The 22,215-nt window shown below is 42.8% G+C and carries 17 protein-coding genes and 1 tRNA gene; 16 read left to right on the forward strand and 2 right to left on the reverse strand.

Annotated features, from left to right (window positions below; translation table 11 throughout):
- Nucleotides 1-24 precede the first annotated feature (24 nt).
- The 13 genes from rpmE (at nucleotide 25) to PYS60_RS02035 (ending at nucleotide 17,461) form a co-directional block, all read left to right on the forward strand.
- Nucleotides 25-225, forward strand: a complete 201-nt coding sequence (gene rpmE / locus PYS60_RS01975) for a 50S ribosomal protein L31 (RefSeq protein WP_315570367.1) — start codon at nucleotides 25-27, stop codon at nucleotides 223-225.
- A gap of 67 nt (nucleotides 226-292) precedes the next feature.
- Nucleotides 293-1,237: a peptide chain release factor N(5)-glutamine methyltransferase gene (prmC, locus tag PYS60_RS01980; RefSeq protein ID WP_315570368.1), complete on the forward strand. Its 945-nt coding sequence runs from the start codon at nucleotides 293-295 to the stop codon at nucleotides 1,235-1,237.
- 154 nt (nucleotides 1,238-1,391) lie between these two features.
- The gene (gene prfA / locus PYS60_RS01985) at nucleotides 1,392-2,465 is read left to right on the forward strand and encodes a peptide chain release factor 1 (protein ID WP_315570369.1); all 1,074 of its coding nucleotides are present in this window, start codon (nucleotides 1,392-1,394) and stop codon (nucleotides 2,463-2,465) included.
- Nucleotides 2,466-2,480: 15 nt separating this feature from the next.
- Nucleotides 2,481-3,641, forward strand: coding sequence for an L-threonylcarbamoyladenylate synthase (locus PYS60_RS01990; RefSeq protein ID WP_315570370.1), 1,161 nt, complete (start codon nucleotides 2,481-2,483; stop codon nucleotides 3,639-3,641).
- Nucleotides 3,642-3,831: 190 nt separating this feature from the next.
- Complete coding sequence (gene ppdK, locus PYS60_RS01995) at nucleotides 3,832-6,453, forward strand: pyruvate, phosphate dikinase (RefSeq protein ID WP_315570372.1); 2,622 nt, start codon at nucleotides 3,832-3,834, stop codon at nucleotides 6,451-6,453.
- A 149-nt stretch (nucleotides 6,454-6,602) separates the two neighbouring features.
- Nucleotides 6,603-7,973, forward strand: coding sequence for an MATE family efflux transporter (locus PYS60_RS02000; RefSeq protein WP_315570374.1), 1,371 nt, complete (start codon nucleotides 6,603-6,605; stop codon nucleotides 7,971-7,973).
- Nucleotides 7,974-8,353: 380 nt separating this feature from the next.
- A complete protein-coding gene (locus tag PYS60_RS02005) occupies nucleotides 8,354-9,652 on the forward strand; it encodes a leucine-rich repeat domain-containing protein (RefSeq protein WP_315570375.1) in 1,299 nt (432 codons plus the stop codon).
- Nucleotides 9,653-9,970: 318 nt separating this feature from the next.
- Complete coding sequence (gene adhE, locus PYS60_RS02010) at nucleotides 9,971-12,592, forward strand: bifunctional acetaldehyde-CoA/alcohol dehydrogenase (protein ID WP_315570377.1); 2,622 nt, start codon at nucleotides 9,971-9,973, stop codon at nucleotides 12,590-12,592.
- Nucleotides 12,593-12,907: 315 nt separating this feature from the next.
- On the forward strand, nucleotides 12,908-14,047 hold the full coding sequence (locus tag PYS60_RS02015; protein WP_315570379.1) for an ABC transporter substrate-binding protein: 1,140 nt from the start codon (nucleotides 12,908-12,910) through the stop codon (nucleotides 14,045-14,047).
- A complete protein-coding gene (locus tag PYS60_RS02020) occupies nucleotides 14,044-15,063 on the forward strand; it encodes a FecCD family ABC transporter permease (protein ID WP_315570381.1) in 1,020 nt (339 codons plus the stop codon). The genes PYS60_RS02015 and PYS60_RS02020 overlap by 4 nt, the downstream gene beginning before the upstream one ends.
- Before the next feature lie 4 nt (nucleotides 15,064-15,067).
- Entirely contained in the window at nucleotides 15,068-15,856 is a 789-nt protein-coding gene (locus PYS60_RS02025; RefSeq protein ID WP_315570383.1) for an ABC transporter ATP-binding protein, read from the forward strand.
- Nucleotides 15,857-15,870: 14 nt separating this feature from the next.
- Nucleotides 15,871-16,422 carry a flavodoxin family protein gene (locus PYS60_RS02030; protein WP_315570385.1) on the forward strand — a complete coding sequence of 184 codons (552 nt, stop codon included), beginning with the start codon at nucleotides 15,871-15,873 and terminating at the stop codon, nucleotides 16,420-16,422.
- 91 nt (nucleotides 16,423-16,513) lie between these two features.
- On the forward strand, nucleotides 16,514-17,461 hold the full coding sequence (locus PYS60_RS02035; RefSeq protein WP_315570387.1) for a nitroreductase family protein: 948 nt from the start codon (nucleotides 16,514-16,516) through the stop codon (nucleotides 17,459-17,461).
- An 84-nt stretch (nucleotides 17,462-17,545) separates the two neighbouring features.
- On the opposite strand, the gene PYS60_RS02040 is transcribed toward PYS60_RS02035, so the two are convergent.
- Both PYS60_RS02040 and PYS60_RS02045 read right to left on the reverse strand, forming a co-directional pair.
- Nucleotides 17,546-17,618: transfer RNA gene (locus PYS60_RS02040), tRNA-Pro, on the reverse strand.
- A gap of 154 nt (nucleotides 17,619-17,772) precedes the next feature.
- Nucleotides 17,773-18,036, reverse strand: a complete 264-nt coding sequence (locus PYS60_RS02045; protein WP_315570389.1) for a hypothetical protein — start codon at nucleotides 18,034-18,036, stop codon at nucleotides 17,773-17,775.
- 314 nt (nucleotides 18,037-18,350) lie between these two features.
- On the opposite strand from PYS60_RS02045, the gene PYS60_RS02050 reads away from it, so the two are divergent.
- From PYS60_RS02050 to glgA, 3 genes are read left to right on the forward strand one after another with little or no spacing between them, the layout of a single operon-like run.
- Nucleotides 18,351-19,625, forward strand: a complete 1,275-nt coding sequence (locus PYS60_RS02050; protein ID WP_315570391.1) for a glucose-1-phosphate adenylyltransferase — start codon at nucleotides 18,351-18,353, stop codon at nucleotides 19,623-19,625.
- Nucleotides 19,622-20,728 (forward strand): glucose-1-phosphate adenylyltransferase subunit GlgD, encoded by a 1,107-nt coding sequence (gene glgD, locus PYS60_RS02055; protein ID WP_315570392.1) that lies wholly within the window; start codon nucleotides 19,622-19,624, stop codon nucleotides 20,726-20,728. Before PYS60_RS02050 ends, glgD begins: the two co-directional genes overlap by 4 nt.
- On the forward strand, nucleotides 20,728-22,200 hold the full coding sequence (gene glgA / locus PYS60_RS02060; RefSeq protein ID WP_315570394.1) for a glycogen synthase GlgA: 1,473 nt from the start codon (nucleotides 20,728-20,730) through the stop codon (nucleotides 22,198-22,200). The genes glgD and glgA overlap by 1 nt, the downstream gene beginning before the upstream one ends.
- The last annotated feature ends 15 nt before the right edge of the window (nucleotides 22,201-22,215 follow it).

The following is a 22,215-nucleotide window of genomic DNA, read 5'->3' on the forward strand; positions in this document are numbered from 1 at the left end:
GCTATATTTTTGTGAGGTGAAATTATGAGAGAAGGAATCCATCCGAAGTACGAGAAGTGCGTTGTCCGTTGTGCTTGCGGTGAGACTTTCGAGACCAAGTCGACTATGGATAGTATAACTGTTGATATTTGCAGCAAGTGCCATCCGTTCTTTACAGGTCGTCAGAAGCTCATTGATACAGGCGGTCGTGTTGATAAGTTCAAACGTCGTGAATCACGCAAGTAAGAATAAGGGAGGCTTAGACCTCCTTTTTTCTTATTTACAGATAATTTAACAAGTGGAATTAAATATTATGGCCGAAACTTATTTGCAACTTATAAAAAATGCCTGCTTGCAGCTGCGAACTTGTCGTAATGATATTACCAGGCGGGATTTGATTATTTTGTTAGCTCGTAAATATTTGCAAATCAGCGAGTCACAACTGCGCTTGCGTTTGTACGATGATGAACCGGCTGCTGCCGATATCAGTCGTCTTTTTGCTGCAGATATAGAAAAGCTGGCGCAGGATTGGCCATTGGCGTATGTTAGCGGTTTTGTCGACTTTTTTAATTCTACTTACAAAATTGTTCCCGGAGTTCTGATACCTCGCCCCGACAGTGAAGTTCTGGTAGAAGAAGTTTTAGAAAGCATTAATTCTTTTCCCAAGTCGCAAGCTCAAACCTGGACTGCAACTTTTGCACGCCGGAAAACTGCTGCAGAAACGACGCCGGAGAGACTGAAAATTTTGGAAATCGGTATCGGCAGCGGGGCGCTGCTGGCAGCTATAGCCGGTGAATCTGCAAGAGAGTTGGAATTGACAGGAACGGACATCAATCCTGCAGCTATCGCTCTAAGTCGAGAAAATTTAGCTTGCCGTCAGGTCAAAGCACATTTGGAAGAGGCTGATATTTTCCCGAGTTTAACGGAAAATGAAAGAAAATACGACATAATATACAGCAATCCTCCTTATATTTCTGCAAGCGAGATGCAGACTTTACCGGCTTCCGTCGCTGCTTATGAACCGCAAAACGCTTTACAGGCTGCGGAAAACGGCTTGTATTTTTACAGAAAAATTCTGCAGGCAGCACCTGCGTATCTTGTAAACGGCGGATATATTTTATTCGAACACGGTTATCGTCAGAAAAAGCCTTTACAGGAACTTTTGAAGAAATATTCTTATGACGTTGTTAAATGGCGGCAGGATTACGGCGGTCGGGATCGAGTCCTTGTGTTGCGCTATTTTGCTTCGGAACTTTAGCCGGGTAAGTCGGACGGGCTGACAATTCGGACCATCGGTCAAGCCGGATAAGCCGGATAGGAGCAGGCGGAAAAGCCGGACCAAGCGGATAAATCGGACAATCAGCGAAAAAGAGCGGCATTAAAATACGTAACATTAAAGAAGGCGGAATACAATGATGTTGGAAAGCAATATACTGAAATTACAAAAATACGCACTGCGTCTGGAAGAGTTGGAACAAACACTTTCTCAACCGGAAATTATTAACGATATAGCCCGTTATACGGAATTATCAAAAGAATTGGGCGATTTACAACCTTTAGTCGAGCAGTATCGCCAATATACAAGTTTGCAGACGGAAATTGAGAAAAACCGTCAGTTGTTATTAGAAAATCATGACCCGGAATTACACGAATTGCTTAAAAGCGAACAGGAAGAACTGGAAGCGCGTTTGCAAAAAACGGAAGAAGAATTGAATCTCAGTCTTTTACCCAAAGATCCTAGAGATAATTTGAGCCTGTTTATGGAAATTAGGGCAGGAGCAGGCGGAGAAGAAGCGGCGCTGTTCGCAGCGGAATTGCACCGTATGTATTTAATGTATGCCGCCAAACAAAATTTCAAATGCAAAACCCTGGAATTGAACGAAACGGAAATCGGCGGCATAAAAGAAATTGTTTTTCAGGTCGAAGGTAAAGGTGCCTGGTCCAAATTGAAGTATGAGATGGGGGTCCATCGCGTGCAGCGGGTACCGGCGACTGAATCAGGCGGCAGAATTCATACTTCGACAGCAACTGTAGCCGTTATTCCGGAAGCGGAGACGAAAGAATTTGCAATCAATCCGAAAGATTTGCGCATCGATACTTATAGAGCGTCGGGTGCCGGCGGTCAGCATGTCAACATGACAGACTCGGCCGTCAGAATTACCCACTTCCCGACCGGTTTGGTTGTTACTTGCCAAGATGAACGATCACAGATTAAAAATCGGGAAAAAGCGATGCTTGTTTTAATTTCCCGTTTGCAACAATTGCAACAGGAAGAAGAGAACGCTAAACTTTCAGAGGAACGGCGTTCCCAGATAGGTACAGGTGATCGGAGTGAGAGAATTAGAACTTATAACTATCCTCAAGGTAGAGTTACAGACCACCGTATCGGTTTAACTTTGTATCAGTTGCCGCAGATTCTGGCCGGCGATTTGGATCTGTTGGTCAAAGAATTGCAGGCGGCGGAACAGCACAAGGTGAACGAATAGAGAGAAGATGATTTTATGCAAACAAAATTAATTACAGCTGTGCAGGCGGCCGACGGGCAGTATAAAATTGCACCGGACGAGCTTTTACAAGCGGCGGAATATTTGCACCGAGGTCAATTGGTCGTTTTCCCGACCGAAACAGTCTACGGTATCGGTGCCTTGGTCGATCAACCGGCAGCTTTGCGTGAAATATTTACAGTTAAAGGCAGACCGCAGGACAATCCGTTGATTTTACACGTAGACAGTTATGCGATGCTGCAACGCTATGTGCAGCCGCTCAATGCTGAAGAAAAATTGCTGGTGGATAATTTTATGCCCGGTCCTGTAACTTTTATTTTGCGGCGGAATCAGCAAGTTAATGATATTATTACAGCCGGACTTGATACAGTAGGCATCAGAATGCCGGGAAACGTTATTGCCCGCAGCTTAATTACAGCTTGCGGCGCCGGTATAGCCGCCCCTTCAGCTAATATTTCCGGCAAACCCAGCCCGACTGAAAGTAAAGCGGTTATTGATGACTTTTGGCAAAAAGTTGCCTGTATTATTGATGGCGGTGACAGTGCTTTCGGAGTTGAATCGACTATCTTGGATTTAAGCCGAAAACCTTATCATATTTTACGGCCGGGAGCTGTCAGTGCCGCCCAATTCAATGCCATTTTACAAGCTAACGGCTATGTTGCTGAAGTTGTAGAACAGCATGACTATTATTTACCGAATTTGAAGGCGGCGGATGTGCCCAAAGCTCCGGGGATGAAGTATCGCCATTATGCACCGGAAGCTGAAGTTAAAATTTTGCGTGGTTCACCGGCTGAGATGGCGAAAAATCTAATTAAACTTGTAAGTGGGAAAAAAGCAACTGCCGCTACAGCCAAGATCGCTGTTTTTGTCAGTCGGGATTTGTATGCCGCCTTACCGGGCGCTGTACAGAAACAAATTGATTTTCCTTATTTTTTTGAAGATTATGCCTGCAATCTCAAACAATTGCCGCACGAGGAATTGGTGGAGAGCGGTTTTTCTTCTTTGGACAAAAAAGCTTTTCAAGCTGCTAACGGTTTATTCCAAGCTTTAAGGCAGGCAGATAGAGATCAGGCGGCTTTAATTTTAGTGGAAGCGGTCGAAAATATGGGTATTGCGCAAGCGTACATGAACAGATTGACTAAGGCTGAAACCAAATAATTTTCAGTTTATAACAATCTGTGAGATGGGATAAACGCACAAAAAGACTTGAAAAAACTGTAAAAATATCAACATTGTGACGCAAAAACGGATTCTGCTATTTATAGGCAAGTAATTTTGTGCTAATCTAATAGGCGTATGAAATTATATTGTAATATAACCGTAAGGTTAAAAACATGGAGGAATATTGATGACAAAGTATGTTTACCTCTTTAAAGAGGGCAACGCTTCAATGCGTAATTTGCTCGGCGGTAAAGGTGCAGGTTTGGCAGAAATGACCCGTTTGGGTTTGCCGGTACCACGCGGCTTTACAATTACGACCGAGGCATGTAACCGTTATTATGAAGATAACGAAACCATTGCTCCGGAAATTGAAAGCGAAGTCTTCGCTACTTTAGCAAAGATGGAAGAGATTACCGGTAAGAAATTGGGCGATATGAAAAATCCGCTCTTAGTATCCGTTCGTTCCGGTGCTCGTGCTTCAATGCCGGGTATGATGGACACAATTTTGAACTTGGGTTTAACTGATAAAGTTGTCGAAGTTGTTGCCGAATTGACGAACAATCCCCGTTTCGCATGGGACTCTTATCGTCGTTTCATTTCAATGTTCGGTGATGTTGCCATGCACGTTGATAAATCCCATTTTGATGCCGCTATGGATGAAGTTAAAGCAGCTCGCGGCGTTAAGGGCGATTTGGAATTGAATGCTGAAGACATGAAGGAAGTTGCCCAAAAGATGAAAGCTGTTTATCAACAGCAATTGGGCAAACCTTTCCCGCAGGATCCGAAGGAACAATTGTTGACAGCCGTTAAGGCCGTTTTTGAATCCTGGAACAATGAGCGTGCTATTTATTATCGTCATATGCACGATATTCCCAGCAGCTGGGGTACAGCTGTTAACATTCAGGAGATGGTTTACGGTAATATGGGTGAAACATCCGGTACAGGTGTTGCCTTTACACGTAACCCTGCAACAGGTCAAGCCGGTATTTTCGGTGAGTATCTCATGAATGCTCAAGGCGAGGACGTTGTTGCCGGTATTCGTACTCCGTTCCCGATTACCCATATGGCCGAGCAGATGCCAGAATGCTACGCTCAGTTCAAGGAAATTGCCGCTACATTGGAAAAACATTACGGCGATATGCAGGATATGGAATTCACAATTGAGCGCGGTAAATTATTCATGTTGCAAACTCGTAACGGTAAACGTACAGCTTTTGCCGCCTTGCAGGTTGCAGCCGATATGGTCAAAGAAGGCTTGGTAACAAAAGAGCGTGCTTTGATGCAAATCGATCCTTCTTCTTTGGACACCTTGCTCCATCCGAATTTCGATCAGGAAGCTTTGAAAGCTGCTAAATCCATCGCCAAAGGTTTGCCGGCTTCTCCGGGCGCAGCATCAGGCGGTATCGTTTTCTCCGCTGAAGAGGCATTTGAAGTTACTCAAAGCGGCGCCAAGGTTGTTTTGGTCCGTACAGAGACATCACCGGAAGATATTGTCGGTATGAACGTTTCTGAAGGTATCTTGACAGTGCGCGGCGGTATGACTTCGCACGCAGCCGTTGTTGCCCGTGGTATGGGTAAGTGCTGCGTTTCAGGTTGTGCTGAAGTTTCTATCAATGCTGAAGCTGAAACCATGACAATCGGTGATAAAGTTTTCAAAAAGGGTGACTGGATTTCCCTTGACGGTGCTACAGGTTGTGTTTATGACGGCGCTATTGCTACCAAACCGGCTTCTTTGACCGGCAATTTTGCTACAATTATGCAATGGGCCGATGAAATCCGTGAGTTGGGTATTCGTACTAACGCCGATACACCTAAAGATGCTAAAGTTGCCCGTGAATTGGGCGCTGAAGGTATCGGTCTGGTTCGTACTGAGCATATGTTCTTCGCTGAAGACCGTATCTTTGCCTTCCGTAAGATGATTGTGGCCAAGACTGTAGAAGAACGTCGTAAGGCTTTGGCAGAATTGTTGCCGATTCAACAAGGTGACTTTGAAGGTATCTTTGAAGCTATGAAGGGCTTGCCTGTAACAGTTCGTTTGTTGGATCCGCCGCTGCACGAATTCTTGCCGCAGGCGGAAGAAGACATTGTCGAGTTGGCTAAGGCTTTGAACATCACAGTTGACAGCTTGAAGACCACAATTCACGATTTACATGAATTGAACCCGATGTTAGGTCACCGCGGTTGCCGCTTGGCTGTTACTTATCCTGAAATTGCCGAGATGCAGACAACAGCTATTATTAATGCCGCTTTGAAAGTTTCAACTCCTGAACAACCGATGGTTGCCGAGATTATGATTCCGTTGGTTTGCGACATTAAAGAGTTGCAATTTGTTAAGCGTGTTATTGTCAAGACTGCCGATAAGATTATTAAAGAATCCGGCAAGAGCTTGAAATACAAAGTCGGTACTATGATTGAAATTCCGCGTGCCGCTTTGACAGCTGATGAAATTGCGACAGAGGCTGATTTCTTCAGCTTCGGTACTAACGATTTGACACAGATGACTTACGGTTTGAGCCGTGATGATGCCGGTAAGATTTTGGAATGCTACTACAATGAAGCTATCTTCGAATCTGATCCTACAGCTCACTTGGATACCAAGGGTGTCGGTCAATTGATGCGTATTGCAACTGAGAAGGCTCGTGCCGTTAAACCTGAGATTAAATTGGGTGTTTGCGGTGAACACGGCGGTGATCCGGCTTCTATCAGCTTTGTTAATACTTTGGGCTTCAATTATGTTTCCTGCTCACCTTATCGTGTACCTATTGCTCGCTTAGCTGCCGCTCAAGCAACAATCAGTCAAAAAAAGTAAGCTGAATTAGTTTTGCCAATTCAGTTAATTGCCGGCTTTCTGTAACGGAGGCCGGTATTTTTTTGCCCTTGAAACAACAAGCGCTGCGCAGCGGCCTGAGAGAGCTTTGATTAGATTGCTTTTTTTCGGAATTAAGTTAGAATGAAGCAATGATAAAAATTAGGCAAAAATTCAGTTTATTAGTAAATGATGATTTGACTTCCGGGCCGATTATCTTGAAGTTGGCTGCTTTTTCCGCTCCCTTGCTGTTGGGAAATTTCTTACAACAGTTGTATTCAACTATAGATTTAATAATTATCGGCCGTTTTGCCGGTAGAACTGCTTTTGCAGCGGTAGGTTCAACCGGATATATTATTGTTTTACTGATCGGCTTGTTGGTAGGCTTGGCCGGAGGTATTGCAGTTAATGTCGCTCAACTTAAGGGTGCCGGTAATTATCGCGGCTTAAGCTTGATGATTCATACAGCTTATGCTTTGGCTTTTATCGCCGGAGTTGTACTTACCTGTTTCGGTTTGCTGACGGCGAGATTCTGGTTACGTTTGACACAAGTTCCGCCGGAGATATTTGCCGGGGCCGAACGTTATCTGGACTATACATTTATCGGCTTGATTCCCGGTATTGTATATAATTGCGGCGCTGCAATTTTACAAGCTTTGGGGGACAGTCGCAGACCGCTTTTACTTTTGTTTCTGTGCTCGGTAATCAATTTTATTTTGGATATGCTTTTTGTCGCATTTTTCCACTGGGGGATTGACGGAGCGGCCTTAGCCACCGTGCTTTCCCAGTTAATATCGGCAATAATTTTAACTGCTCATTTATTGCACGTAACAGCCGATTATCGTTTGTATTGGCGCAAGATTCATATTGATAAGCAGTCTTTGCAGGCTATTGTCAAAATCGGGGTACCGGCTTCTTTACAGGCAACAGTACTTAATGTTTCCAATATTTATATTCAAACTATGCTTAATACTTTCGGGGTTGTAGCGGTGGCTGCCTGCACGGCGGTTACGAAAATCGACGGCTTTTTCTGTTTGTATTTTAATGCCTTGGGTACAGCAACAATGACTTATGTCGGCCAAAATTATGGGGCGAAGTTAAGTCGGCGGGTTGTAGTCGGGGTCAGAACTATGGCTGCATTCGGCGTTATCAGCGGCATGTGTTTATGTGCTTTAAGCACCTGGTACAGATTTTCTTTGTTGCGGATTTTTACCGATGATCAAGTAATACTTGATGTTGCCGGTCGCCTGTTTGTCGCCTATATCCCTTATTTTTTCCTTTTAGCGGCGATGGAAATTTATTCCGGCAGTTTGCGCGGCTTGGGTAATGCCGTTTTGCCGATGACGATATATATTTTGGGAATTTGTGTTTTTCGCTGTTTATACGTATTTACCGCCTTACGGATTGATAATACGCTCAGTACCCTTTTTGCTGTCTATCCTTTCAGCTGGATAATTACAGCTGCGGCTCTGTTCTTGGCCTATAATTTGCGCAAAAGACGCTTATTGCGTGAATTGCAGTAAAAGTGCATACCGACTTTTCGCTTTGCTTAAAAGCTGAAAATAGGGGAATTTATTCATAATTTCCTACTGAATATTATTGATGGGGATATATTAATCACTTTCCTATCTTATAAAAGATTTCCTATCTTATAAAAGATAGGAAAGCAAGATGAAAAAGCTAAACAAGCTAATTATAGAATTAGTTAGATGATAAAACAAGGGGTGTGTATTAGTTCAATTTCTTGCAGTCTTAAATCCCCTTTCTTTTTGGACTAATACAAAAAACTTGATTTTAACGAAATTATGTATTATAAATGAAAAAGTAATATATGACTGCGATATTTTGGTCATTTTACACAAAAAATAGAGGAGGAAGCAGCAGAATTTTGCTGACGATTTTTATGAAAAGACATAGTACAAAATCGCTTTCTTTTTTGTTATCCGTTTTATTGATTTTTTCCGCTTTTATGCTTTTAACAGCAGATATGAAGGCTGAAGGAGAAGAAGAGGAAACGCAGGAGGAAGAATTGCAGGATATTGCCCTTGATGCGGAGCATTTTCCGGATGCGCAATTTTTAAAGTGTCTGCAAAGCGACCCGCAAGTTGATAAGGATGCGAACGGTGTTTTATCTGCGGATGAAAGGCAGAATGTTAAACAGTTGTACTTGGCGAATAAGGGAATTGGTTCCATTCAAGGTATTGAATATTTTCCTTTATTGAATATCTTGGAAGTAAATGATAATAAACTGAAAAAAATTGATCTCAGCCGAAATCCCGAAGTTATATTGCTGAATGCCGCCAATAATCAGCTGAGTGAGCTTATTTTGCCTCAGAAATGCAGCTTGTACGATTTAAAAGTCTATAGTAATCAATTAACCGAATTGGATTTGTCGTCCGCCGTCGACCTGAAAAATATAAATGTCAGAGATAACAAATTAACTGTATTGGATTTTACGAATAATAAAAAATTGGAGTCTATAATTCTCAAAAAAAACAGATTAACATCATTTAATTTTGACGGTTTGGGCGTAGCCATTTCTGATGCACCCGAAGTACCTTCCGGTCAACTTTATGCTATCGAAGTCGGAGATGATTTACTTTTTGATCTTAGTAAATTGCCGGGAAAATTTGAACTTGAGCGGGCGAGTGCCTGGGAGGATGCCGCCGTTAAGAGCGGTAATATCCTTAAACTTGCCGATAAAAGGCCGACAACGGTAAGCTATAAATACAGATATTACGGCGATGAAATGACAAATTTTCATTTGAAAATCAATTATTATGAGCTGGTTGATTTCCTTGCTGCCGGTGGCGAAGGCAGCATGCCGTCCGTAAAATTGCCGGAAAACACGGAATATCAATTACCGGCATGTGCATTTAAAGCTCCGGCAGATAAAAAATTTCACGCCTGGTCGATAAACGGTCGGGAATATAAACCTGAAGATAAAATTACAGTTAAGCGAAATACGAAAGTTGCAGCTGTTTGGCAGGACCTTAATCCTGCGCCGAAAAAAACTGAAGTTTCGTTACCGGCACCGACGCCTGAAACTTCGCTACCTCAAGCAGTAAGCACGGAAGAGGTGCGCCCGGGACGAGTTGCTAAAACGGGAGAATCAGCAAGCGGACAGATTTCTGCCCTCTTACTGCCGCTGCTTACAGCAGTTTTTATCATCAAGAAGCGGGAAATAGAAAATAATAAGTAAATTCATCGGAAATAAGGAAAAATTAAGAGCAGTGCTGTCCCTTGGCGGCGCTGCTTTTTTCGTGGCCGCCTGCCGCTTTGGCGTTCAGATACCTAAATCGTCCAAGCTGAAATAAGTAAAAGCAATATTACAAGTCGGGATTGCAAACAATCACAATTGATAAATTAGTAAATTTGTGCAGATTATCCATTTATTTGAGGAAAATACTGTTAAAATGGACGAAATCACAAAAATAAGTCACTTTTTTGCCCATAAGCTATTCCTATTTAATGGATAAAAAGTTATAATAAGGTTAAGTTTGAATTTAGGAGGACTAACATGTCAGAAGTTACACAAACTCAGGCAATGATCGACGAACTGGTCAAGAAAGCTCTGGTGTCTTTGGAAGCATTCAGAAAATTAGATCAGGACAAAGTCGATTACATTGTAGGTAAAGCATCAGTTGCCGCTTTGGACAAGCACGGCTATTTGGCCGAACTGGCGGTTAAAGAAACCGGCAGAGGCGTATTTGAGGATAAGGCGACCAAGAACCTTTTTGCTTGCGAGCATGTCGTTAACAAAATGCGTCACTGGAAAACTTGTGATGTTATCAAAGAGGATCCGGTCGAAGGCTTAGTTTATATTGCCGATCCGGTCGGTGTAGTTGCCGGTGTTACACCTGTAACCAATCCTACTTCTACAGCTATTTTTAAGTCATTAATTTGCTTAAAGACACGTAACCCCATTATCTTCGGTTTCCATCCGGGTGCGCAGAAATGCTCAGTTGAAGCGGCTCGTATCGTGTATGAAGCTGCAGTTGCCGCAGGTGCTCCTAAAGATTGTATTCAATGGATTGATAAGCCGTCGTTGGAGGCAACTTCCGCTTTGATGAATCACAAAGATGTTGCTACCATTTTGGCAACCGGCGGTAATGCGATGGTGCGTGCCGCTTACAGTTGCGGTAAACCGGCTTTGGGCGTCGGTGCCGGTAACGTTCCTGCTTATGTTGAGAAATCGGCCAATATTCGCCAGGCCGCACATGACATAGTTATGTCCAAGACTTTCGATAACGGTATGGTTTGCGCCTCCGAACAGGCTGCGATCGTCGATCAGGAAGTTTATGACAGCTTTATCAATGAGATGAAGACCTATCATGTTTATATGGCCAATAAGAAAGAGAAAGCTTTGCTGGAAGAGTTCATGTTCGGTGCCAAAGCTAACGGCAAAAACTGTGCACTGGCCAAACTCAATCCGGATATTGTCGGTAAACCGGCTACCTGGATTTGCGAGCAGGCGGGCTTCAAGATTCCGGCAGACTGTACCATGGTAGTGGCAGAGTGCGAAAGAGTAGGCGAATCTGAGCCGTTAACAAGAGAGAAACTTTCGCCGATTTTGGCCTTGTTAAAATCCCATTCCCGGGAAGAAGGCGTGAAGATGGCCGAGCAGATGGTTGAGTTTAACGGCTTGGGTCACTCAGCTGCTATTCATACTGCAGATAAAGCTTTGGCCGATGAGTTCGGTCATAGAGTTAAAGCCGTTCGTATTATCTGGAATTCTCCTTCGACTTTCGGCGGTATCGGTGATGTTTATAACTCAATTATTCCGTCCTTGACATTAGGTTGCGGCAGCTACGGTCATAACTCCGTATCCAATAACATCAGCGCTTTCGATTTGATTAACATCAAGCGTATCGGTAGGAGAAGAAATAATATGCAATGGTTTAAGGTTCCGCCTAAAATCTACTTTGAAAGAGATTCAATTCAATATTTACGTGTTTTGCAAAACTGCTCACGGGCGATGATTGTTTGCGATAAGTCGATGATTGAATTAGGTTTTGTCGGTATTATTTTGAATCAGTTGGAACAACGTCGCAATAAGTGTGTTTATCAATTGTTCTCCGAAGTTGAGCCTAATCCGGATATTACAACTGTCCAACGCGGTGTTGAGATCATGGATGCCTTCAAGCCGGATACTATTATTGCTATCGGCGGCGGTTCACCGATGGATGCGGCCAAGGCTATGTGGATGTTCTACGAGCATCCGGAAATCGACTTCCGTAACATGATTCAGAAATTCATGGATATTCGTAAACGTGCCTTTAAGTTCCCGCAATTAGGCGAGAAGGCCCAGATGGTATGTATTCCGACAACCTCAGGTACAGGCTCCGAAACTACACCGTTTGTCGTTATTTCCGATAAGAAGGAAGGCAAGAAGTACCCTGTAACCGACTACGCTTTGACGCCGTCAATTGCTATTATCGACGCTTCTCTGGTTGACGGTGTACCGGGAGTTATTGCTGCCGATACCGGTATGGATGCTTTGACCCATGCAACTGAAGCTTATGTTTCCATGTTGGCCAGTGATTATACCGACGGCTTGGCTTTGCAGGCGATCAAAATGATTTTTGAATATTTACCGCGTTCCGTTGCTAACGGTAGAAACGATAAGGAAGCGAAAGAGAAGATGCATAATGCCGCGACCATCGCCGGTATGTCCTTTGCTAATGCTTTCTTAGGTATAGTTCACTCCATGTCGCATAAAATCGGCGGTGAATTCGGTACGGTTCACGGCAGAACCAACTCCGTCTTATTGCCTTATGTTATTATGTACAACGGTTCACGTCCGAATAAACTTGCAACTTGGCCGAAGTACAATTATTTCAAGGCGGATGAGAAGTACTTTGAAATTGCCAATATGTTGGGCTTAGGTGCTACAAGTATTGAAGACGGTGTCCGCAAGTATGCTAAGGCATGTCGTGATTTGTCGAAGCGTTTGGGTATGCCAAGTTCCTTCAAAGAGATGGGTGTCGATCGGGAAGCTTTCATGGCGCAAGTGCATAATTTGGCGATGCTGGCTTATGAAGATCAATGTTCTCCGGCTAACCCGCGTTTGCCTATGGTTAAGGATATGGAACAAATGATGATTGATGCTTACGACGGCAAAGAATGGTTTTTGAAGTAATAAGTTAATCTTTTTTCATAAATTAACGCGATAACGATTGTTATCGCGTTTTTTTTTTTGTGTTTTTTTCTTGCGCAGAAAGAGCTTTATTTTACCTTGATTGGTGTTATTATGTTCTTCGGCATAATTTTTGCAGAAAAGGAGGTTTGCGGAAAATTAAAGACATTTCAGCAGCTTGTGCTATGTCGATAAGAGGCGGCATATTGTGGGTAACGGATGTCATAGAAACAGGATCGAAAAAATCACAGCCTCAAGTCATGCAATGAGGCGAAAAATATAAATTAAAATATAAAAATCTTTTACAGGAGGATTTGTATGAAATTATTGAAAACAATAATGGCTTTGGCTTTGTGCTGTGCTTTGACAGCGTGCAGTACAACTGCTCAAAAAGCTAAAGAAAATAAAAATAAAACAACTCAAGTTCCAACTACGACTGCTAAACAGTCAGTTGCAACGACAAGCAAAGCTGCATCGGATAACAAAGACAAGAAAGACAAGGAAACGACAGCTAAGAACTTGGAGTGGAAAAATATTAAATTACGCAATAATTTAGATAAACAAAAGGGCTTGGAAATTAAGTATCCGGAAGCTGTACAAAAAAAGTACGGCAAATCGCTTAAATTATCCAAATATCCGGCAAAAATTGTCGACCTTTCTACTTCAAGTTTGGCACTTATGGCGAAATTGAACGTTAAAATGGCGGCAGTTTCCCGGACTGTTAAGACAACTAAGGCCGCAGAATACTACAAAGATGTGAAGGACATTGAGTCGGGTATGCGCGGAGTTGATACGGAAGCTGTTATTGCTCTGGAACCGGATTTGGTTATTATGAGCGGCGGCATGAAGGAAAAATACGGCGCACAATTAGAAAAATTGAAAATTCCCGTATATTACACTTCTGAAGGTCCGTTAGTAAATTTAGCAGCTAATCAGGCGGAAACTGAAGCTTTGGCCGAAGCTTTCGGCGGCAGTCAGGCTAAAGAAGATGTTACGGCTATGTACAAAGCAGCCGAAGAGGCTTGTCAAAATTACGCCAAGGCACATGCATCAAAGAAAACGGCCATTATGTTCGGTGTCGGTGGTAAAAGTATCATGTTGGCAACCTCAAAGAGTTATTTCGGAACCATAATTAAAATGTTGGGCTTTGAAAATGCAGCTGATGCCAAAGATGTCAAGGGTAGCGGTATTTTACCGTCAAGTCTGGAAACATTGGTACAGGCCGATCCGGAAGTTATCTTTTTAATTGCGCCGCCTACAGGCTATGATCCGCAAAGTTTGTTGACCGCTTTTACTAAAGCTAAGAATGCCGATAAAGCCGTATATGAAGGTATTAAAGCGGTAAAAGCCGACAAGATTGTTGCTTTACCGGGGAATTACACAACCAGCAGAGGCTTAGAAATTGTTCCGGATCTCTATCATTTGTGTGAGATTTTAACAGAAAAGTTAGGGAAATGATGCAACGCCCGTCCCTTACCGGGCGAGCAGGAGCTTGGGGTTTCGCAGGCATCCTCTTAGGAATTCTGGCTCTGCTCGCCCTGCTTTCGTTAAGAATCGGATCGGCGGGATATAGTTTGGATGAAATAGTTCGGGCCTTGTTCGGCAACGGGTCCGTTACGGTCAGAAATATTTTATTACATTTACGCTTACCGCGTGTCATTGTCGCGATGGTTGTAGGTGCCTGCCTGGCTACTGCCGGCTCTTTGTTACAGGCGGTAATGCGTAATCCTTTAGCTGATCCGGGAATTATAGGTGTTTCAGCCGGTGCCGGTACGGCGGCAACGGCGATTATGTTACTTTGTGCCGATTTAAGCTTAAGCATTCCTTTTTTTGCCTTTATAGGTTCTTTGACGGCGTGTGCTCTTATTTATATCATGGCATACGACGGCGGATTAAGCCCTGTCAGAATTATTTTGGCAGGAGTGGCTATTAATACTGTTTTAGGTGGATTCAATGCCTTGTTACAGTTGTTGTACAGCGACAGCCTGACGGGAGTGTTATCTTTTTTGACCGGTTCAATAGCCGCTTCCACCTGGTCGAATGTTCGCTTGATTTTGGCATACGGGATTCCCTGTTTGTTGTTAAGCTTTTTAACAATCAGAGGAGCCAACGCTTTGCAATTGGGGGATGAGATGGCTACCAATCTCGGCTTCCCCATTACTTTAACCAGAATTTTAATTTCGGCCTTGGCAGCTTTTTTAGCGGCGGCAACAGTTGCCGCTGTGGGCATTATAGGCTTTGTCGGTTTAGTTGTACCGCATATAACTCGTATTCTGGTAGGGTCGGATTATCGTCGCTTATTACCGATAGGGATGATTTTGGGAGCAGTTGTAGCATTGGCAGCCGATACTGTCGGGAGAGTTTTAATTTCCGGCATGGAATTGCCTTTAGGCATTGTGATGGCGGTGGCAGGAGGTCCTTTTTTCCTTTATTTGCTTAAAACCAAGAGCAAAATTCAACAAGGAGGTAAGTGATCAGGTGCTTATTAAAGTAGAACATTTGCAAGTCGCTTATGGTACGAAAACGATAATTACTGATTTTTCCTGTGAAATATCCGAGGGTGAGATTTTAACGTTGATCGGACCTAACGGCTCGGGTAAATCGACTTTGTTGAAAGCTGTGGCCGGAATATTGCCTTATCAAAAGGGCAAGGTGTATTTGGACGGCAAGGATTTACACTGTTGGAAAAAGAAGGAAATTTCCCGCAAAATTGCCCTGTTACCTCAAATTCATCAGGCCCCGGAGGATTTTACCGTGCGTGAACTTGTCAGTTACGGCAGAATGCCGCATCAAGACTTGTTGCACCGAGACTCGGAAGAAGACCGGGAAATAGTTGATTGGGCGCTTAAGCGTACACATACGGCAGCCTTTGCCGAACGTTATTTGTACGAACTTTCCGGCGGAGAATTGCAAAGAGTATGGCTAGCCTGTTCTTTGGCACAAAAACCGCGGATATTATTTCTGGATGAACCGACAACATATTTGGATATTTGTCATCAGCTGGAAATGATTACATTGATTAAGGAATTGCAAAAACAGGAAGGTTTGGGCATTGTTATTGTTTTACATGATATTGCTCAGGCGATGGATATCAGCGATCGGGTCATTGTGCTGGCAAACGGCAGACAGTATGCAGCCGGAAATCCGGAGACGGTTATCAATACCGCGATGCTGGCTGAAGTTTATAAAGTTCAGGCCAAATTATTGAAAATTGCCGGCCGTCGACGCCCGCTGATAGATTATACGGTTTATACTGAAGAGAAATAGAAAGAGGTTAATATATGAAATACGCTGTTTGTTATCGGTCTTTGACCGGTTGTACGAAAAAAGTAGCACAAGCTATATACGATGATATTAAGGAGAAAGATAAAGCTTTGCTTGATATTAAGGACAATCCTGATATCACTGCCGTTGACATTGTCGCTTTGGGCTATTATGTTGATCAGGCCGGACCGGATGATCTTGCTTGCAAATTTATTACAAGATTAAAGGGTAAACGTGTCTTTGTTTTTTGCACTTTAGCTTACTTTGCCGACTCTACGCATGCTTTTGAAGCTATTCAGAAGGGTATTAAACTTGTTCAGGAAGCCGGCGGTCAGGTTATCGGCAGCTTTATTGCCAACGGCGCCCTGGCACCGCAAATTATTGCCGAATTCAAGCGGATGGCCCAATCCGGTAACGGTAATCATCACGCTTACACCCCGGAAAAAGGCTTGCGTTATGAGCTGTTCAAAAATCATCCGACAAAAGCTGAATGTGCTTTGGCAAGTGAACGCTTCCAAGAAAGAGTATTGCTGTCGGATCAAGTTGAAGCATTAAAGGCGCAACATTAGTTATCATATTTTAATTGTTGAGTAATTAATTTGCTATTAAAGCCAACTATACTGAAAGCTAAATATCAAGGCTGAAAATGAGGCAAAAAAGATGACATTAAAAGAAGCTATTTTGCAACGCGCTTCAGTGCGCAAATTTAAGCAACTGCCGATTAAGTCGGAAGAATTAAATAATTTTATGCGCGGTTTGAAGTCCATTCCCGGATTAATGCCCGGAGCGGAGCTTAATTTTGTCGTTTTAACTTACGAAGAGGCACAACGGAAATATAAGAATTTTTCCAAAGTTTGTACCTTTGCTCCGTATTATTTATTCTTTTACGGAGACGATTGTCGGGAAAATTGGCAAAATGCAGGCTATCTGGGTGAGATTGCTTCTTTGTGGTTGACTTGTAACAATTTAGGCGCCTGTTTCCAAAGATGTGATAAATTGTTGCCTTCTTCCGATACTGTTCCTGTAACTGAGCTGGTGCCCGCTGCTCCCGTTACTCCCGCTGCCCCTGCTGCTTCTGTGTCAGAATCTGAATCCGAACTTGATTCTGAGCCCGAAACGACGCTTAAAACAGCAGCGACAACGTCAACGCCGGCAGCAAGTGCAGCCGAGGCCGAGACTGTCAGCGATGCGGAAAAATTTGCCGAAGATAAACGTCTGCCTTTAATTTTAGCTATCGGCCATCCGGATAAGTATCCCGGAAAATGTCGGAAGATAGCGGTAAGAAAACGCTTAATCTCAGGTTCACCTGCAATTAATGCGAAAGTCGAGCTACTTTTGCATGCAGCCTGTCAGGCGCCATCCGAGTACAATACTCAGCCCTGGAGATTTTGGGTTACAGAGGACACGATACATATTTTCAGCAAACCGAGTCTTATTTTTCGCAGTGCCTGGCACAAAAAAGCGCAGGCGGCGGCAGTAGGAGCTTTAGTGGCCAATTTGGCGACTTTAGCCGAACTTGACGGTTGCAATTATCGTATTTTTGCTGAAACACAAGCTTTTGCCGATATTCATAATTTGCAATATCAACTCAGTGTTTCGTGGAATTAAAGCTTTAAAAGTCGAAAAAAAAGCGCCCGTCACTCAACGGGCGCTTTTCTTAATAATCAGCGACTTTGCTGTCGCTATGAATTATCGAGGTGACAGGACTCGAACCTACGACATCCTGCTCCCAAAGCAGGCACTCTACCACCTGAGCTACACCTCGACGTCAGGTTATTATACAAAATTAAGCTGCCTAATGCAAGGCGATTTTGCAGCGACAATATGTGATGTATTTATTTGCCTGGGACATTTTTCGTCACACCTCTTTAAAAAAGAAAAAAACTCTCAAAAAAGAGAGCCTTTTAAATATATTTTCTTTATTGCCAGCTATGCCCACAATTATTACATACAAAATGTTTTTCCACTCTATTAATAGTTTTATATTTTTTGGGCTTAAGTATTTTTATTATTAAAGCTAACCAAAAAAAGAACAACCATTTAATAGTGATAAACCACCAACCTATTAATATCCACCAGATTATTCCTTTTCTTTTTACTTTTAAATCTATTTGATTTAAAAGTTGTACTTGTACATTGCTTGAGCCACATTTCTCACATTGTAGCAAACTTTGATTTTCCATAAATCCTCCATTTAATTTATTAAGTGTTGCATTTGTTATTGTAAATCATCATACGAAAAAAGTAAAGATAAGACTCTACCGACGATAATCTGAATTAATTTCTATAATTTTTTTGTGATAATAAAAATGGTGCCGGCGGGTTTGGCGTTCGGCAGGAGAGAATGTTATCTTTATAATAACTCATACAAACAGCAAATTTAGTGAACTTGCACAAAAACAATGCAAAAATTCATCGTTTTATTATTGCAGTGAGAATTTATGCTTGATAAAATAGACATATATTACAGTCTTAGTGGCTTGTTATGGAGGTAAGCATGGCCAAAAAAGAAATTATTTCCATGATTCTGGCGGGCGGTCAGGGCTCACGCTTAGGGACATTGACCCAACATATGGCAAAACCGGCAGTTCCTTACGGCTCACGTTATCGCATAATAGATTTTCCTTTGAGTAACTGCGTTAACTCGGGAATAAATACAGTCGGTGTATTAACTCAGTACCAACCGTTAGGCTTGAACACTTATATAGGCAACGGTCATCCGTGGGATTTGGACAGAAGCACGGGCGGAGCTTTTATTTTGCCGCCGTACCAGCGTTCAGGCGGCAGTGACTGGTACAAAAATACAGCCAATGCTATTTATCAGAACATCGGCTTCATTGATATGTTTTCGCCGAAATATGTCCTTGTTCTTTCCGGTGATCATATTTATAAAATGGACTATGCCAAAATGCTGAAAATGCATGTCGACTCGGGCGCCGGAGCGACAATAGCCGTTCTGGAAGTCCCTTATGAAGAAACTTACAGATTCGGTATTATGAATGTGGATGAACATGACAGAATAATCGAATTTGAAGAAAAACCGGCCCACGCCAAAAGCAACCTCGCTTCGATGGGAATCTATATTTTCACCTGGGAAACCTTGCGCCGCATGCTGATAGCCGATGAAAACGATCCGGCAAGTTCACACGATTTCGGTAAAAATATTATCCCGAAATATTTGGAATCGGACATCAAATTACAAGCCTATCGCTTTGCCGGCTACTGGAAAGATGTCGGTACGATTGCCTCTTTGTGGGAAGCTAATATGGATATCTTGGATTATCCTGATGAAATTAATTTGCGTGATGCTTCCTGGCGTATATACAGCCGTAACCCGGTAAAACCGGCACATTATATTGCCGATACGGCCAAAGTTATAAATTCGGCCATGACAGACGGTTGCCAAATTTACGGTAAGGTACAACACTCTTTATTGTCGGCAGCCTGCATTGTAGAACCGGGAGCCGAAGTTATAGATTCCGTCTTAATGCCGGGTGTACATGTCAAAGCCGGAGCCAAATTGGAAAGAGTTATTGCCGGCATAAACGCGGTAATCGGCGAGGGCGTAGTTATCGGTCATAATGTAGACGATAATTCTCCTTACAAGAACAAGCTGTGCACTGAAGGCGTATCTGTTATTAATCATGGTGCGACCATCAAAGCCGGCAGCAAACTTCCGGCGGAAGTTATGGTTTGTCAGGATATGCAGATTGAAGCGGCAGAAAATGTCGTGGAAAAAGAAGTCGCAATTTTGTGGGAGGGTAATGTATGAAAAATGACGCTTGCGGATTGATTTTCGCTGACGGTCAGGGCGTATCTTTGAGTGACTTAACCCGTCTGAGAGCCTTGGCGGCAGTTCCTTTTGCCGGCAGATACCGTATTATTGATTTTGCTTTGTCCAATTTGGTTAATACCGGTGTCAGCAAGGTGGGTATTGTCACGCATAATAAATTCAAGTCCCTGATCGACCATGTCGGAACAGGATCCAACTGGGACCTGGATCACAAAAATCAGGGAGTATTTCTCCTTGCTCCTTATATTACTTCCAGCTTTTATCCCGGCCATATTGATGACTTATCGTCCATCGCTAATTTTTTGAGACATGACACTTCGACCGACGTCATTATTTGCGGCGCCAATGTTGTCTTCAATTCCAATTTGCTCGATGTTTTGCGCTGTCACAAGGGAACAGGGGCTGATATGACCGTAATGTACGATCGCCATGATGAATTTCCCAGTGAACCGAACATTGTTTTGGAAACCGATGCGGAAGATAAACTGTTGAATGCCTGGAATAATCCGATTGAAAAAGTCAGCAACAAATTATTCCTGGGAACGATGATTATCCGGCGCAATTTACTTCTGAAAATCGTCGATGAGGCTATCAGCAAAGGTTTCGGAGAAGTAACGGCACCTTACCTGTTAAGAATGTGCAACAGCCTTAATATTCGTTGCTATGAATATAAAGGCTTATGTCTGAGAATTAATTCTATTAAAGATTATTTCAGAGAAACTTTTGCTTTACTTAACCCGCAAGTCAGTCAGCAGCTGTTTGAAACCGATGATATTTTGTATACTAAAGTAAAAGATGAAGCGCCGACTATCTACACGGAAACTGCCAAAGTTACCAATACTATTGTTTCAGACGGTTGCTTGATCTCGGGCCAAGTGGAACATTCCATGATTTTCCGCCATGTGCGAATCGCTGAAACGGCAGTCTTAAAAAATTGCATAATTTTTCAAAATGTCGATATCGCCAACGATTGCTATCTGGAGAATGTTATACTTGATAAGGATTGTGTAATTCAACCGGGAATTCATATGGTCGGACATAATGATTATCCTGTAGTAATAGGTAAAGGAGCAATAGTGTGATGAACGACAAACAAGTCAAGGTTTTGATGGTAACGGCAGAGGCTGTGCCCTTTGCCAAAACCGGCGGGCTGGCGGATGTTGTAGGAGTTTTACCGAAAGAGTTACAGAAGTTGGGTGTAGATGCGCGGGTCGTGATGCCCCTGTATAAATGCGTAAAAGAAAAGTTCGCCGCCGACTTGGAGTTCGTTCGTTGGTCAATGTTGCGTATGGGCTGGCGTACACTGTATGCCGGTTTATTTCGCTGCAACTACGAAGGCGTAGAATATTACTTTATAGACAATGAATATTATTTCGGTTATGACGAAATTTATAAAGACTATGATTTTGACATTGAAAGATTTTGCTTTTTCCAGAAAGCGGTGCTGGAAGCGTTGGGACAGGCGATGCGCTTTTATCCCGATATTATTCATTGCCATGATTGGCAGGCGGGCTTGATTCCCGTACTTCTGCAGGCACAATACCAACAGTTCGGCTATTTCCCTGAAATTAGGACTTTGCTGACTATCCATAATTTGCGCTTCCAGGGATATACAAGTTATGAGAAAATTGCCGATTTGACTGGCTTGGATAACAGTTATTTGAACGATTACGGTGTCCTCAAAGACGGATATGCCAATTTCTTGAAAGCCGGTATTGTTTATGCCGATAAAATCAATACAGTTTCCCATACTTATGCGCAGGAAATTATGTATGAATTTTACGGCGAACGGCTGGAAACCGTCCTTAACTATTACAAGAATAAATTATGCGGTATTACAAACGGTATAGATACGGTTGAATTTAACCCGGCTACGGATCCTGCTTTGGTGAAAAATTATTCCGTCAGCGATTTTGCGCAAGGCAAGGCCAAGAATAAAGTGGCAGTGCAGAAACAGCTGAACTTAACAGTGGATGAAGATGTGCCTCTAATTGTTATGATCAGCCGCCTGACCGACCAGAAAGGCTTGGATTTGTTCAATTGTATTGCAGAAGATTTACTAAAGATGGAAGATTGCCAAATCGTCATTTTGGGTACAGGACCGAGTATGTATGAAGATTCGTTACGCTATTTCAGTAACAAATATCCGCAAAAAATGCGCGCCTGTTTACGCTTTGACGACCATTTTTCCAATCTCCTTTATGCCGGGGCCGACTTGTTGCTGATGCCTTCCATTTTTGAACCTTGCGGTTTGAGTCAAATGATTGCCATGCGTTACGGGACATTACCTATTGTCCGGGAAACAGGAGGCTTGGTCGATACGGTGCAGCCGTATAATCGTTATGAACACAGCGGCAACGGCTTCAGCTTCACAAATATTAATGCCCATGACTTCCTGCACGTTATATGTCAGGCTTTAAGATTATATCGAGCGTATCATAATGGTGAAAATATGGATTTCGCCAACTTGATAACAACGGCGATGAAATGTGATTTCAGTTGGAACAATGCCGGCAAAGAATATCTGAAATTATACGAAAGTATGATAGAATAAGTAGGAAACAAAGTT

The sequence above is a fragment of the Amygdalobacter indicium genome (assembly GCF_029101545.1).
GTDB lineage: Bacteria > Bacillota > Clostridia > Saccharofermentanales > Fastidiosipilaceae > Amygdalobacter > Amygdalobacter indicium.